This is a genomic window from Pseudomonas sp. GV071 (assembly GCF_003050835.1).
Taxonomy (GTDB): Bacteria; Pseudomonadota; Gammaproteobacteria; order Pseudomonadales; family Pseudomonadaceae; genus Aquipseudomonas.
In genome coordinates this window covers 325,971-338,845 of sequence record NZ_QAOJ01000003.1, presented here as the reverse complement: position 1 = coordinate 338,845, position 12,875 = coordinate 325,971, and the positions used below count along the sequence as shown (strand labels likewise).

Annotated in this window: 15 protein-coding genes; 4 read left to right on the top strand and 11 right to left on the bottom strand. The window is 62.1% G+C overall.

From position 1 onward, the window contains the following. Positions 1–57: 57 nt before the first annotated feature. The 3 genes from C8K61_RS08125 to C8K61_RS08115 all read right to left on the bottom strand — a co-directional run bounded on the left by C8K61_RS08125 (position 58) and on the right by C8K61_RS08115 (position 1,875). The gene (locus tag C8K61_RS08125) at positions 58–747 is read right to left on the bottom strand and encodes a DUF4197 domain-containing protein (RefSeq protein ID WP_108095720.1); all 690 of its coding nucleotides are present in this window, start codon (positions 745–747) and stop codon (positions 58–60) included. A gap of 88 nt (positions 748–835) precedes the next feature. Continuing rightward, on the bottom strand, positions 836–1,450 hold the full coding sequence (locus C8K61_RS08120; RefSeq protein WP_108095719.1) for a Yip1 family protein: 615 nt from the start codon (positions 1,448–1,450) through the stop codon (positions 836–838). 107 nt (positions 1,451–1,557) lie between these two features. After that, entirely contained in the window at positions 1,558–1,875 is a 318-nt protein-coding gene (locus C8K61_RS08115) for a putative quinol monooxygenase (RefSeq protein WP_108095718.1), read from the bottom strand. Between the two features lie 160 nt (positions 1,876–2,035). On the opposite strand from C8K61_RS08115, the gene C8K61_RS08110 reads away from it, so the two are divergent. Together C8K61_RS08110 and C8K61_RS08105 are read left to right on the top strand one after the other, a co-directional pair. Further along, positions 2,036–2,626, top strand: a complete 591-nt coding sequence (locus tag C8K61_RS08110; protein WP_108095717.1) for an NAD(P)H-dependent oxidoreductase — start codon at positions 2,036–2,038, stop codon at positions 2,624–2,626. Positions 2,627–2,768: 142 nt separating this feature from the next. Beyond that, positions 2,769–3,164 carry a hypothetical protein gene (locus C8K61_RS08105; RefSeq protein ID WP_108095716.1) on the top strand — a complete coding sequence of 132 codons (396 nt, stop codon included), beginning with the start codon at positions 2,769–2,771 and terminating at the stop codon, positions 3,162–3,164. Positions 3,165–3,291: 127 nt separating this feature from the next. Here the strand turns inward: C8K61_RS08105 and C8K61_RS08100 are convergent, their stop codons facing one another. Both C8K61_RS08100 and plsB read right to left on the bottom strand, forming a co-directional pair. After that, positions 3,292–3,486: a hypothetical protein gene (locus C8K61_RS08100; RefSeq protein WP_108095715.1), complete on the bottom strand. Its 195-nt coding sequence runs from the start codon at positions 3,484–3,486 to the stop codon at positions 3,292–3,294. 3 nt (positions 3,487–3,489) lie between these two features. Continuing rightward, positions 3,490–5,973: a glycerol-3-phosphate 1-O-acyltransferase PlsB gene (gene plsB, locus C8K61_RS08095; RefSeq protein WP_108095714.1), complete on the bottom strand. Its 2,484-nt coding sequence runs from the start codon at positions 5,971–5,973 to the stop codon at positions 3,490–3,492. A 476-nt stretch (positions 5,974–6,449) separates the two neighbouring features. Here plsB and C8K61_RS08090 point away from each other — a divergent pair, with 476 nt between their 5' ends. Then, a complete protein-coding gene (locus C8K61_RS08090) occupies positions 6,450–6,659 on the top strand; it encodes a cold shock domain-containing protein (protein ID WP_108095713.1) in 210 nt (69 codons plus the stop codon). A 179-nt stretch (positions 6,660–6,838) separates the two neighbouring features. Here C8K61_RS08090 and C8K61_RS08085 read toward each other — a convergent pair whose 3' ends face one another. The 6 genes from C8K61_RS08085 to C8K61_RS08060 form a co-directional block, all read right to left on the bottom strand. Then, positions 6,839–7,222, bottom strand: a complete 384-nt coding sequence (locus tag C8K61_RS08085; protein ID WP_108095712.1) for a hypothetical protein — start codon at positions 7,220–7,222, stop codon at positions 6,839–6,841. Between the two features lie 30 nt (positions 7,223–7,252). Then, entirely contained in the window at positions 7,253–8,065 is an 813-nt protein-coding gene (locus C8K61_RS08080) for a putative RNA methyltransferase (protein WP_108095711.1), read from the bottom strand. Next, complete coding sequence (gene dapE / locus C8K61_RS08075) at positions 8,065–9,216, bottom strand: succinyl-diaminopimelate desuccinylase (protein WP_108095710.1); 1,152 nt, start codon at positions 9,214–9,216, stop codon at positions 8,065–8,067. The genes C8K61_RS08080 and dapE overlap by 1 nt, the downstream gene beginning before the upstream one ends. A 231-nt stretch (positions 9,217–9,447) precedes the next feature. Further along, the gene (locus C8K61_RS08070) at positions 9,448–10,497 is read right to left on the bottom strand and encodes an alkene reductase (RefSeq protein ID WP_108095709.1); all 1,050 of its coding nucleotides are present in this window, start codon (positions 10,495–10,497) and stop codon (positions 9,448–9,450) included. A 75-nt stretch (positions 10,498–10,572) separates the two neighbouring features. Continuing rightward, entirely contained in the window at positions 10,573–11,748 is a 1,176-nt protein-coding gene (locus C8K61_RS08065; protein WP_108095708.1) for an MFS transporter, read from the bottom strand. A 35-nt stretch (positions 11,749–11,783) separates the two neighbouring features. Continuing rightward, a complete protein-coding gene (locus C8K61_RS08060) occupies positions 11,784–12,086 on the bottom strand; it encodes a helix-turn-helix transcriptional regulator (protein ID WP_108095707.1) in 303 nt (100 codons plus the stop codon). 166 nt (positions 12,087–12,252) lie between these two features. Between C8K61_RS08060 and C8K61_RS08055 the strand changes: the two genes are divergently transcribed. Continuing rightward, positions 12,253–12,828, top strand: coding sequence for an ACP phosphodiesterase (locus tag C8K61_RS08055; RefSeq protein WP_108095706.1), 576 nt, complete (start codon positions 12,253–12,255; stop codon positions 12,826–12,828). Positions 12,829–12,875 lie beyond the last annotated feature (47 nt).

Here is a 12,875-nt window from a genome sequence, read left to right as displayed (position 1 = left end):
CTTGAATAAAAAACGCCAGCTGAATGCTGGCGTTTTTTATTGCGAGAAGAGCAGCGCTTACAACGCCCCAAACACCTTCTTGGCCAGGCTGGTAGCTGCTGCTGCCGGGTCTTTACGAATGCTGGCTTCCTGTTTGGCGATCATTTCGAACAGGCCATCCAGCGCCTTCTCGGTTACGTAGTTTTCGATATTGGCGCTTTTCGCATCCACTACACCGAGGCTCGCGGCCTGGCCGGCGAAGGCGTTGTATTGTTTGGCCAGGCCGACCTGATCGGTGGCTTGTTTGACGATGGGCAGGAACTTGGCGCGGATCTGTTCGCGGCTGGTTTTGTTCAAGTATTGGGTGGCGGCGTCGTCTTTGCCGGCGAGGATGCCTTTGGCGTCGGTCACGGTCATCTTTTTCACAGCATCCACCAGCAGCGCCTGAGCTTGCGGAACGGCGGCCTCGGCGGCTTTGTTCATGCTGGTTTCCAATTGGTCAACCTGGTCACCCATGCCCATCATTTTCATGGTCTTGGCGGCCTTGCCGAGTTTGCCCGGCAGCTCGATACGCACGTCTTCGTTATTGCTGAAACCACCGGGGGTACCCAGTTGTTTGACGGCAATTTGCGCGCCTTGGGTGAGGGCGTCTTTGAGGCCGGTGCTGGCGTCGGTTTGCGATAGGTCGCTGATCGACAGGGCAAATACCTGGGCAGATAAGGTCAGGCCGGCGAGCAGGGTAGCGAGGGAGGCAGTGCAGCGAAGCATGGGCGTTTTCCTGTGGGGGACAATGGCCCGAGCTTAACGGACTGCACCGCGCAGTCAAACTCCGCGCGGTGCAGCAATCACTCTGCGCTTACTGGCCGAGTGGGCCGCGCAGGTACTCCGGTGGCAGGTAGAAGTACCAGTAGAGAATGGCTGACACCATCACCGTAGTCAGGGTCAGCACGGACACGCCCCAAACACTGGAGGCAAACAGGAAACCCTGTTCGCTCTTGGTGCGCATAAACGTCGGAAGCCCGACATACAGCAAGAAGGTCGAATAGGCACAGGCCGCAAGCAGCACGGCGATAGCCAGCCAGCGGCTCGGATACAGCCCTGCCAGGCCGGCGACAAACAACGGCGAGGCGGTATAGGCGGCAAATCCAATGCATTGATTGAGCGTTGGGCGAGCGTCGAAGGTGCGCGACATCCAGCGAATGAATACGCCCATCAGTGCGGTGCCAATCAGGATCGCGGCGTAGATCATCGCGCTCAAGGCCAGGGCACTGTCGGCGCTTAGCCGCACGACTTCGTTTTCCGCCAGGCTCCAGCCCACCCGAGTGGTGCCCACGAACAGGGCAAAGGGTGGGATCAGGCCGAGGAATACCAGGTGCGGCCAGTAGTTGCGGGGTTTGTGCTCTTCTTCCTTGCGGATTTCAGTCCAGACGTGGTCCGGCTGGGTGAAGAGTTTGATCAGGTGGGTACTCATCATTCGGTCCTCGCGCAGGTCGTTACGACTAATCGATCGAGGTCGACCGGTTACAGGTTTAGACGCGACCTGCTGCGAGGGTTTCAAGTGTTTTTGCCGCGGTCGGCTCAGCGGTTGGCCGAGGAGGCGCTGAGCATGTCGATGCGGCGGATGTCGAAATCGCGGCTCAGGTAGTCCATGCGCTGCTCGAAAAAGCGCTGCATATGCGGCAGGGCGGAGTGCACGTCGAGGTGCGCCTGGCTTTGCCAGATCTCATAGAAGATGAACAGCGACGGGTCCTGCTGATCGCGCAGCATGTGGTATTCGATGCAGCCGGGTTCAGCGCGGCTGGGCTCGACATAGGCGCGAAACAGTGCTTCGAACTCGGCCGATTTTTCCGGCTTGGTATGGGCGTGAAGGATAAAACCGTAGGGTTGATCGCTCATAAAGAAGGCTCCTGGCTGAGATGGATTGCCGCAGTTTACTCAGGGAGTGGTGTGGCTATTCATGCTTTTAACGCAAATATCATTTGCGCCACTGGCGGTTTTTCTCCTCACGCGAGGCCGGTAGTCTGCCGGCCATTCGTTCGCTTACCGAGGCTTTCCCTTGAAAAACATTCTTCTGCTCAACGGCGGCAAACAGTTCGCCCACTCCGCTGGCCGCTATAACCAGACCCTGCACGACGCCGCCCTCAGCTACCTCGACCGCGCGGGCTTCGATGTGCGCCAGACCTTTATCGACGGCGGTTATGACGTTGCTGAAGAGGTGCAGAAATTCCTCTGGGCCGACGTGATCATCTGGCAAATGCCGGGCTGGTGGATGGGGGCGCCCTGGACGGTGAAAAAGTACGTCGATGAAGTGTTCACCGAAGGCCATGGCAGCCTGTACGCCAACGACGGCCGCACCCGCTCCGACGCCTCGCAGAAGTACGGCAGCGGCGGTTTGCTGCACGGCAAGCAGTACATGATTTCGGCGACCTGGAACGCGCCGCAGCAAGCCTTTGAAGACCCCACTGACTTCTTCGAAGGCAAAGGCGTGGATGCGGTGTATTTCCCCTTCCACAAGGCCAACCAGTTTCTCGGCATGACCGGCCTGCCCACCTTCCTCAGCGTCGACGTGATGAAACGCCCGGATATCGACGGCGATATCGCCCGCTACGAGCAGCACCTGGCCCGCGTGTTCGCGGCGAAGGCTTGAGCCAGAGCGCTGCGACCTGGCTCTCAGTGTGGGGAATGAACCGACCAACGTGGCTGGCATAACGCCAGCTCAGCAGGCACTATGCGCGCCCGCTGCCACTTCGGGCGGCGTTCAGACGTGCGTATAAGGACATTCCCCCGCAATGAAGTTTTCCCGTATTGCCGGCGCGCTGGCGCTGGCCGCTCTGGTGAGTGGTTGCTCCACCGCCGCCTATTTCAAGCTGCCTGAACACAGCAAAGTCGAAATCTACAAACGCGAGACGCAGTACAGCGAGGGCTTTGTGAAAACCCGCCCATTCGCCTGGAGCTCGGCTGGCGGCATCCCCTACAAACTGACCGATGACAGCGGCGCCGTGCTGCAAGAAGGCAAACTGCGCGCACGTTTTCGCGTCGGCTCGATCTTCTGGCCACCGTTCGCGATCATCTACTGGCCGATGCAGTTCGGGCAGCGCTGCTATGACCTGACCGGCGCCACGCCATTGACCTGCACCGAGCAGGACTTGATTGATCTGCGCAGGAAGCAGCGTTTGCCGCGGTAAAGCGTTAAAAGCATCGCGGCTAAAGCCCCTCCCACAGGGAGCCTCGATACCCTGTGGGAGGGGCTTTAGCCGCGAGCCTTTGATCTGATCGAGCGAATAAAAAAGGGAGCACTCAGTGCTCCCTTTTTTATTCGTCGCTGGCCGCCTGTTCCAGCTCGCGCCGGACCATGTTGGCGTACGCAGGCGGCGCCAGTTGGTACAGCTCAGCCGCCACCCAGTTCAGCCATGCCCCACCCAACCGCGGCCGCTCGGCGAGCAACCGCTGCGCCTCGGCGCGGGCGCGCTCGAGGTGCTGTTGGTGGAACTCGGCGCGGCCGGCCATGGCTCAGAGGCCGTCCGCCACGTCTTCGCTGCGGTCCATCGCCACTTGGCGAATAGACAGGCGAATCTCCGCTGGCAGCACGCGCTTGGCAGCACCTTCGGCCAGTTCGCTGAGCATCGGGTGGTGGCTGAGCTTGCCGGCCGAATCCTGGCGCAGCACGCCCTGGTCCAACAGGGTCTGGATAAAGTGGCGGAACAGGCTCTTGTCGAAGAACTCCGGGGCGTTGAGGCCATGCAGAATCGACAGGCGCTGGGCCATTACCGTACACAGGTCTTCCAACTCTTCGGCGCTGATCGCGTTCTGGCCAGCGTTCAGCAACAGGGCGGTGGCCATGTAGAAACGTTGCAGGGTCTGAGCAATCGCGCGCGACAGCAGGGTGAGCAGCACGAAGTTGCGCGAGCTCGGTGCCGGGCGCACGTACACGTCGGTTTCGAACTTCAGCAGGCCTTGCTCGACGAACGCCGCCAGCCATTGGTCGACCACCGCGTCCAGTTCTTCCAGGCTCCAGCGGATAAACAGCTCCGACTGCAGGTACGGATACAGCGCTCGGGTGTAGCGCAGAATCTGTTCGCGGCTCATCCGTGCGCTGCTCTGGAAGAAGCTCGCCAGCAGCGCCGGCAGGGCGAAGATGTGCAGCACGTTGTTGCGGTAGTAGGTCATCAGGATGGCGTTCTGCTCATCCAGATAAAGGATCTTGCCCAGCGCGTCTTTCTGCTCGGCCAACAGCTTCATGCCTTGCACGTACTGGATCAGCGCCTGGCCATCGCCCTCGGGCAGGGTGGTGTGCGGCGAGTAGGGCACGCTGCGCAGCAGGGTCAGGTAGAGGTCGAGCACGCGGGTCAGGGCGCGTTCGTCCAGGGCCAGCTTGCTGGTCGACAGCAAGGCCAGCGCTACCAGGTTCACCGGGTTGACCGCGGCGGCTTCGTTGAGGTGCTGGGCCACGCGCTCGGACAGACGATGGGTGGTGTCGCTCAACCAGCTTGGGCGGTACTGCGGGCCGAGGTCCTGTTCACGCCAGCCGGGCTGGTCGTTGTCGAGGAATTCGGCCAGCTTGATCGGCTCACCGAAGTTCACCCAGACGCTGCCAAAGCGCTGCTTGAGGGCGCCGATGACTTTGAAAATATCGAAGATCGATTCTTTCTTTTTGCTCGCGCCGCGCAACTCACCGAGGTAGGTGCGGCCTTCCAGCACGCGCTCGTAGCCGATGTACACCGGCACGAACACCACCGGCAGGCGGTTGGAACGCAGGAAGCTGCGCAGGGTGATTGCCAGCATGCCGGTCTTCGGCTGCAGCATGCGCCCGGTGCGCGAGCGGCCGCCTTCGACGAAGTACTCGACCGGAAAACCTTTGCTGAACAGGGTGTGCAGGTACTCGTTGAACACTGCGGTGTACAGCGGGTTGCCCTTGAACGTGCGGCGCATGAAAAACGCGCCGCCGCGGCGCAGCAGGCTGCCGATCACCGGCATGTTCAGGTTGATGCCGGCAGCGATGTGCGGCGGCGTCAGGCCGTTGCGAAACAGCAGGTAGGAGAGCAACAGGTAGTCGATGTGGCTGCGGTGGCAGGGCACATAAATCACCTCGTGGCCTTGGGCGACGTCCTGCACGCCTTCGATGTGATTGACCTTGATGCCGTCGTAGATCTTGTTCCAGAACCAACTCAGCACCAGCTCAAGGAAACGGATAGCGGTGTAGGTGTAGTCCGAGGCGATTTCGTTGCCGTAGCGCAGGGCCAGGGCTTCGGCTTTCTCCGGGGAGATTTTCTCCCGTTCGACTTCCTCGGCAATCGCCTGACGCACCAGCGGCCCATGCACCAGACCCTTCACCAGATTGCGACGGTGCGATACGTCGGGGCCGATCACTGCCGCGCGCTGGTTGCGAAAGTGCACCCGCAGAATGCGCTGAACCATGCGCAAGGTGCGCTCGTGGCCTTTGTCCTGCGCCACCAGCTCACGCAGGTGGATTGGCGCGGAGAATTGCACGCGGGTCTTGCGCCCCAAGATCAGGATGCTCACCAGCCGGCGCAGGCGCCCGGTCACCGCCCAACTGTCGGCAAACAACAGTTTCCACGGGCTGGTTTCACGGTCCGGCGACTGGCCCCAGAACACGCTGACCGGCACGATCTGCGCGTCTTCCACGGCATGTTGATTGAGCGCACTGACCAGGCGTACCAGGGTGGGGGAGGTGCCGGGTTTGTTCGGCGTGCCCAACCAGCCCGGCTCGGGGTTGAGGTAGAAAAACGCCGCCGGCTCGATCAGATCGCCGACTGCCACCGGCACCACCGGGCGCGGCAGGCCGGCCTTGGTGCACTCTTTGTCGAGCACCGCCAGATCGCTCAGCGACGGCTGCTGCAGCACATAGAGCACTGGCTTGCTGCGATCGAGCTTGAGGGTGAAGGCGGATTGGTTGATGGTTTCCGAGCGTACCCACAAGTAGAGGAGGCGGCGCAGGGTACCGAAGACAAGGCGGCGAAACGGGGAACGGGTCATACAGAGTCTGTCGAAATCGAGCCGCAGCTCGGGGACGCTAGTTTGCCGTATCAACCGCGTGCCGGCAAAAGACATATGGTCGGCAAACCACCGTCATTCCAGCGCAGGCTGGAATCCAGAGTGTTGCAGGAGACAGAGCTGGTCTAAAAATTCTGGGTCCCAGCGTGCGCTGGGATGACGGTGAACGAGGTGGGAAGCGTGTTGCTGCCTCACGGGGCCTTCGCGAGAGGCCTGCACCGAAATGTTACCGATGCTCACAATCATGGCCCGGCAAACTCGCCATTTCGTACGTACGTACTTATCCACAAAAGCCGCGCCAGCCGCTCTGCGGCGGGCGGTGTAGCGCTGCTGTAAAAAATCGTTGGCAGGCTTTGTGCTTGCGCAACGTCCGGCGCTGCCCGGAGTTGGGCGTGGCCACTGATCCGTCGATACCTCCTTGAGAGGACATAAAAAAATGCGAGTTGGAGAAAGTAGTAATGGCTGAACGCGAGACTGGAACCGTTAAGTGGTTCAATGATTCCAAAGGCTATGGCTTCATTCAGCGTGAAAGTGGCGCCGATGTGTTCGTTCACTATCGCGCCATCCGCGGCGAAGGCCACCGGTCCCTGAATGAAGGTGATCGCGTTGAGTTCGCGGTAATCGACGGGCAGAAGGGTCCGCAAGCCGAAGACGTCGTTCGCGGGTAACCGATCGGCTGCGCGTCGGCGCTACTGCGTTAAAAACGGCTTTTCAATGCTCATGGGCACCAGCCCACTGCGCTTGAAAAGCCGTTTTTGCCCGGGCCGTCTTGGCCTTGTATCACTCTAGCTCGCTCGATCTCGAGCGGCGGGGCTGCTGAAATACAGAAATCAAAAGCCAGGCGCTGTCAGTTGGTATGCCAGGTGATCTCTTCTTCCCCATCGGTGGAAATTCGAATCCAGCGATCAGCCTGTTCTTCGGCTTCCTCTTCACTCCAGCCCCCCGGTGCACAGCGCACTTCCACGTTCAGCGCGGTGAAGGCGGCGCGGGCGCAGGCGAGGTCGTCGTCCCAAGGGGTGATGTCGCTTTCCAGAAACAGGCTGTTCCACTTGCCCACCGCTTTTGGCAGCCAGGTGACCGGGATCGCTCCTTCGCTGCTGGCAATTGTGCATTTGTACGTTTGCCCCTGCTGACGCCAGGCCGAGCATGGGCCCAGGGCCGCGCTCAACCAGTCGGTGATGGCGTTGTGGTCGGCGTCTTTTACGTAGATTTCGATATCGGGTTGGCGCATGGGGTTCTCTCGTGATCCGGGTATAGCCGCTTAGGCCTGGCTATCTAACTGAAACCAATCGTAGCGCATGGAAACTGTGACCTCTAAGGGCGCACCAATCACCGCCTCGCGGCGCTCGGCACTGGCGCGCCAGCCGTGGGGCGTCATCGCCAGCAGGTCGGCGCGGGCCTGTTCGCTGTCGACGCTCAGGGTAAAGCGCAGTTCTTCGCTGTGGGCGTGGCGCATGCCGTCGGGCACCAGGGCCAGGTGTTTGTCGTCACTGTAGTCGCGCACCTGATCGTAGAGTTTTTCGCGCAGCTCCATCAGGTGTTCGCGGGTCGGGCCGATGCGCAGCAAACCGCCGCCGGGGCTCAGCACGCGTTTGGCTTCCTGCCAGTCCAGCGGGCTGAACACGCTGACCAGCGCCTGGCAACTGGCATCCAGCAACGGAATGCGTGCCATGCTCGCCACCAGCCAGGTCAGCTCGGGCTTGCGTTTGCACGCGCGCTTCACCGCCTCGCGGGAAATATCCAGGGCATAGCCATCGGCCTGCGGCAACGCGTCAGCCACCTGGGCGGTGTAATAGCCTTCGCCGCAACCGATATCCAGCCAGTGCGCCGGCGCACGTTCGGCCAACAGCTCGGCCAGACGTTTGGCCACCGGGGCGTAATGGCCGCCTTCGAGGAAGCGCCGGCGGGCTTCAACCATCGCCTGGTTGTCGCCAGGGTCGCGGCTGTTCTTGTGCTGCACCGGCAACAGGTTCAGGTAACCCTGGCGCGCGCGGTCGAAGCGGTGGTTCGCCGGGCAGGCGACACCGTTGTCCAGTGCGTGCAGCGGGGCGCTGCAGATCGGGCAGGCGAGCATCAGGCGAGCAGGTTCACGAGGGTCTGGTAGTAGATCTCGGTGAGGGTATCGAGATCGCTGGCCAGCACCCGCTCGTTGATCTGGTGGATGGTGGCATTCACCGGGCCCAGCTCGACCACTTGGGTACCGAGGGTGGCGATAAAACGCCCATCCGAGGTGCCGCCGCTGGTGGAGGGGGTGGTGTCGCGGCCGGTCACCGACTTGATCCCGGCGGCGACCGCATCGAGCAGCGCGCCCGGTTCGGTGAGGAACGGCAAACCCGACAACGCCCACTCCACATGCCAGTCCAGGCCATGTTTATCGAGGATGGTGGCGACCCGTTGCTGCAGGCCTTCGACGGTGGACTCAGTGGAGAAACGGAAGTTGAACACCGCCTCCAGATCGCCCGGAATCACGTTGGTGGCGCCGGTGCCGGAGTTGAGGTTGGAGATCTGGAAGCTGGTCGGCGGGAAGAAGGCATTGCCGTCATCCCAGTGCTCGGCAGCCAGTTCGCTGAGGGCCGGTGCGGCCAGGTGAATCGGGTTCTTCGCCAGGTGTGGGTACGCCACGTGGCCCTGCACACCGCGCACGGTGAGCTTGGCGCCGAGCGAGCCGCGACGGCCGTTTTTCACCACGTCACCGACCAGGGTGGTGCTCGACGGCTCGCCGACGATGCACCAGTCCAGGCGCTCGTTACGTGCTGCCAGGCGTTCGACCACCGCTTTGGTGCCGTGGTGCGCCGGGCCTTCTTCGTCGCTGGTGATCAGAAAGGCGATGCGGCCTTTGTGGTTCGGGTGGTCGGCGACAAAGCGCTCCACGGCGATGATCATCGACGCCAGGCTACCTTTCATGTCTGCCGCGCCACGGCCGCAGAGCATGCCGTCTTCATCGACCTTGGCGTCGAACGGTGCGTGCTGCCAGGCCTGCAACGGGCCGGTCGGCACCACGTCGGTGTGGCCGGCGAAGCACAACACCGGACCTTCGCCGCCATGGGTGGCCCAGAAGTTATCCACATCCTCGATGCGCATCGGCTCGATGGCAAAGCCCAGGGCGCGCAGGCGTTCGATCATCACCGCCTGGCAGTCGGCATCCAGCGGGGTCACCGAAGGGCGGCGGATCAGGTCGCAAGCCAATTGCAACGTGGGCGAAAGCGTGGACGAAACGGCGGTCATGAAGCGGCTCCAGCGGCGGCATACAGATTGAGGGTGGGCATTCTAGCAATATCCAGGCGGGGTGCCTGCTGGAATGCTGATAGGGGATGGACGGAGCGGCGCGGGCGGGATTTAAGCGAGGGCGAAGGCGGGGCTTAAAAGCATCGCGGCTGAAGCCCCTCCCACAGGGATACTCGATTCCTGTGGGAGGGGCTTCAGCCGCGATTTTTTGCTTTTATCTAACAGGCAGGGTTACAGGCGTGGGTAGTCGATATAGCCGACCGGGCCGCTGCCGTAGAAGGTTTCCGGGTGCGGTTCGTTCAGCGGTGCGTCTTGCTCCAGGCGCGCTGGCAGGTCCGGGTTGGCGATAAACGGAATACCGAAGGCAATCGCGTCGGCACCGCCGCTGGCCAGCAGGGCGTTGGCGCTGTCTTTGGTGAAACGTTCGTTGGCGATGAAGGCACCGCCGAAGGCTGCTTTCAGTTCAGCGCTGATGCTGTCGTCAGCCAGTTTTTCCCGGGTGAAGATAAAGGCGATGCCGCGTTTGCCCAGTTCGCGTGCCACATAGCCGAAGGTGGCCAAGCGGTCGGAGTCGCCCATGTCATGGCTGTCGGCACGCGGTGCCAGGTGCACACCCACACGGCCGGGTTCCCACACCGACAACACGGCGTCGGTCACTTCCAGCATCAGTCGGGCGCGGTTTTCGATGGCGCCGCCATATTGGTCGGTGCGCTGGTTGGTGCTGTCTTGCAGGAACTGGTCGAGCAGGTAGCCGTTGGCGCCATGCACTTCCACACCGTCAAAGCCGGCTGCTTTAGCGTTCTCGGCACCGTTACGGTAGGCCTCGACGATGTCGGCGATTTCTTCGGTGGCCAGGGCGCGCGGGGTGACGAAGTCTTTCAGCGGACGCACCAGGCTGACGTGGCCTTTTGGCGCGATGGCGCTTGGCGCTACCGGCAGTTCACCGTCCAGGTAGCTCGGGTCGGACACCCGGCCCACGTGCCACAGCTGCAGGAAAATCTTGCCGCCGTTGGCGTGCACGGCCTTGGTGATGTTGCTCCAGCCACGCACCTGAGCGTCGGACCAGATACCAGGGGTGTTGGGGTAGCCGACGCCCATCGGGGTCACCGAGGTGGCTTCGCTGAGGATCAGGCCAGCGGACGAACGCTGGGCGTAGTACTCGGCCATCATCGCGTTGGGTACGCGGCCTTCATCGGCGCGGCAGCGTGTCAGCGGGGCCATGATGATGCGGTTTTTCAGCTGCAGGTCGCCAATCGTAATAGGGTCGAAAAGAGTCGCCATGGGTAAATCTCCGGGATCGTTAGTTGATTAATTAGTCAGTCAATGCGGGGTACGGCTTGGTTCGAACAACCGGGCTCAATCGAGCGCCGGCTGCAATTGGTTACGGGCAGAAACGGTCAGTTGCGTGGCAATCAGCGCCACCACAGCCAGCGCAGCGGCGGCCAGGGGCACGTCGGTGAGGGCTAGGTGGGTGAGGCCGGGGCCACGGCTGATCACCACCCCACCGACCCAGGCGCCCAGGGCATTGCCGAGGTTGAAGGCGCCGATGTTGAGGGTGGAAACCAGGTTCGGCGCGTCTTTGCCGAAGGCCATCACGTTGATCTGCAAGGCCGGCACGGCAGCGAAGGCGGCCACCGCCCAGAGGAACAGGGTGATTTCGGCCGGGATCAGCGAGGCACTGGTGAAACTGAACAGGCTCGACAGCACGGACAGGCTGATAAACACGCCGGTCATGGTGGTGCCCAGGCGCCAGTCGGCGAGCTTGCCGCCGAGGATGTTGCCGACGGTCAGGCCGAGGCCGATCAGCAGCAAGGTCCAGGTCACGCCAGTGGGCGACACCCCGGTCACTTCACCGAGCAGCGGCGCGATGTAGGTGAACAGGGCAAACATCGAGGCCGAGAAGAACACCGTGGTGCTCAGCGCCAGCCATACCCCGGCGCCACGCATGGCACGCAGTTCGCTGCGCAGATCGGCTTTTTCCTGGTCTTTCTGGTTCGGCAGGGCCAGCCACAGACCGATCAGGGCCAACACGCCAATCAGGGTCACAGCCCAGAACGGTGAGCGCCAGCCGGCGGCTTGGCCGAGGGCGGTACCCAAAGGCACGCCGAGCACGTTAGCCAGGGTCAGACCGGTGAACATCAGGGCGACGGCAGAGGCGCGGCGGTTGGCGGGCACCAGGCTGGCAGCAACCACCGAACCGATACCGAAGAAGGCGCCGTGGCAGAGGGCAGTGATTACCCGGGCCAGCATCAGCATGTTGTAGTCAGTGGCCAGGGCACAGAACAGGTTGCCGGCAATAAAGATGCTCATCAGCGCCAGCAGCGCGGCTTTACGCGGCCAACTGGCGGTCACCAGGGCCATGAACGGCGCGCCGATGGCCACGCCCAGGGCGTAACCGGTGACCAGCCAACCGGCGCCGGGAATCGACACGCCAAGGTCGGCGGCGACATCGGGTAGCAGGCCCATGATGACGAATTCGGTGGTGCCAATGGCGAAGGCGGACAACGCCAGGACTATCAGTGCGAGGGGCATGGAAGCGCTCCGGAAATAGGGTGGGCGGCTGTGGCTTACAGCGCGTCGTGCAAATGGGTGATAAAGGCCTGGATGACTTCTTCGTTACGCTTGAAGAAGTTCCACTGACCGACCTTGCGGCTGGTCACCAGCGAGGCGCGTTGCAGGCTGGCCAAGTGGCCGGAAACGGTGGACTGCGACAGCCCGGTCTTGTGGTCGAACTTGCCGGCGCACACGCCAATCTCGAACGGGTGGTCCTGTTCCACGAAGTGCGTGTGTGGGTCTTTCATCCACACCAGCATGTCGCGGCGCACCGGGTGGGCGAGGGCTTTGAAGATTTCGTCGAGGTCGATTGGCATGGTGGTGAACCTGGGTTCGCTGTAAAGGTGCCGGGGTGTCTATCGGCTTGGGGCGAACTTTATATCGGTAACTTCCGATATACAGATTGATCGTGGCGATAGTAGTCATCAGCACGAGTGATCCGCAGGCTGGGATTTATCCCTGCTGAGGCCCTACACTCGGCCGATGAATTACCTCGCACACCTTCACCTCGGCGGCGACCAGCCGGCACAACTGCTTGGCAGCCTGTATGGCGACTTCGTCAAAGGGCCGCTGGCTGGGCGCTTTCCTGCCGCGATAGAACACGCCATCGCCGTGCACCGGCGCATTGATGTGTACACCGACAGCCACCCGCTGGTGCTGCAAGCCAAGGCGCGTTTTCCCCAGGAGCGGCGGCGTACGGCGGGCATCCTTATCGATCTGTTTTTCGACCACTGCCTGGCGCGCCATTGGCAGCGTTTTGCCGATGAGCCGTTGGCGCAGTTCACGGCGCGGGTGTACCAGGTGCTGGATAACGAACCGGCGTTACCCGAGCGCCTCGCCTACATCGCCCCGCGCATGGCGGCGCAGGATTGGCTCGGCAGTTATGAGGAATTTGCGGTGTTGCAGCAGGTGCTGCTGGGCATGAGCCGGCGCTTGTCGCGGCCGCAGATGTTGGATGGGGCGATGGGGGAATTGCGTGAGTTGTATGAGCCGCTCACTGAAGACTTTCATGCGTTTTATCCCGAGCTGCAGGGGTTTGCGCGGTCGCAGATTGGGTAGGGTTCGATTGGCGCGTACGGCTCGATATTCTGGGTCCCAGCCTGCGC

Excerpts from the sequence above, each read along its gene's own strand:
- C8K61_RS08125 (WP_108095720.1), bottom strand. The coding sequence starts at position 747 with ATGCTTCGCTGCACTGCCTCCCTCGCTACCCTGCTCGCCGGCCTGACC.
- C8K61_RS08120 (WP_108095719.1), bottom strand. The coding sequence starts at position 1,450 with ATGAGTACCCACCTGATCAAACTCTTCACCCAGCCGGACCACGTCTGG.
- C8K61_RS08115 (WP_108095718.1), bottom strand. The coding sequence starts at position 1,875 with ATGAGCGATCAACCCTACGGTTTTATCCTTCACGCCCATACCAAGCCG.
- C8K61_RS08105 (WP_108095716.1), top strand. The coding sequence starts at position 2,769 with ATGAAGTTTTCCCGTATTGCCGGCGCGCTGGCGCTGGCCGCTCTGGTG.
- C8K61_RS08100 (WP_108095715.1), bottom strand. The coding sequence starts at position 3,486 with ATGGCCGGCCGCGCCGAGTTCCACCAACAGCACCTCGAGCGCGCCCGC.
- plsB (WP_108095714.1), bottom strand. The coding sequence starts at position 5,973 with ATGACCCGTTCCCCGTTTCGCCGCCTTGTCTTCGGTACCCTGCGCCGC.
- C8K61_RS08090 (WP_108095713.1), top strand. The coding sequence starts at position 6,450 with ATGGCTGAACGCGAGACTGGAACCGTTAAGTGGTTCAATGATTCCAAA.
- C8K61_RS08085 (WP_108095712.1), bottom strand. The coding sequence starts at position 7,222 with ATGCGCCAACCCGATATCGAAATCTACGTAAAAGACGCCGACCACAAC.
- C8K61_RS08080 (WP_108095711.1), bottom strand. The coding sequence starts at position 8,065 with ATGCTCGCCTGCCCGATCTGCAGCGCCCCGCTGCACGCACTGGACAAC.
- dapE (WP_108095710.1), bottom strand. The coding sequence starts at position 9,216 with ATGACCGCCGTTTCGTCCACGCTTTCGCCCACGTTGCAATTGGCTTGC.
- C8K61_RS08070 (WP_108095709.1), bottom strand. The coding sequence starts at position 10,497 with ATGGCGACTCTTTTCGACCCTATTACGATTGGCGACCTGCAGCTGAAA.
- C8K61_RS08065 (WP_108095708.1), bottom strand. The coding sequence starts at position 11,748 with ATGCCCCTCGCACTGATAGTCCTGGCGTTGTCCGCCTTCGCCATTGGC.
- C8K61_RS08060 (WP_108095707.1), bottom strand. The coding sequence starts at position 12,086 with ATGCCAATCGACCTCGACGAAATCTTCAAAGCCCTCGCCCACCCGGTG.
- C8K61_RS08055 (WP_108095706.1), top strand. The coding sequence starts at position 12,253 with ATGAATTACCTCGCACACCTTCACCTCGGCGGCGACCAGCCGGCACAA.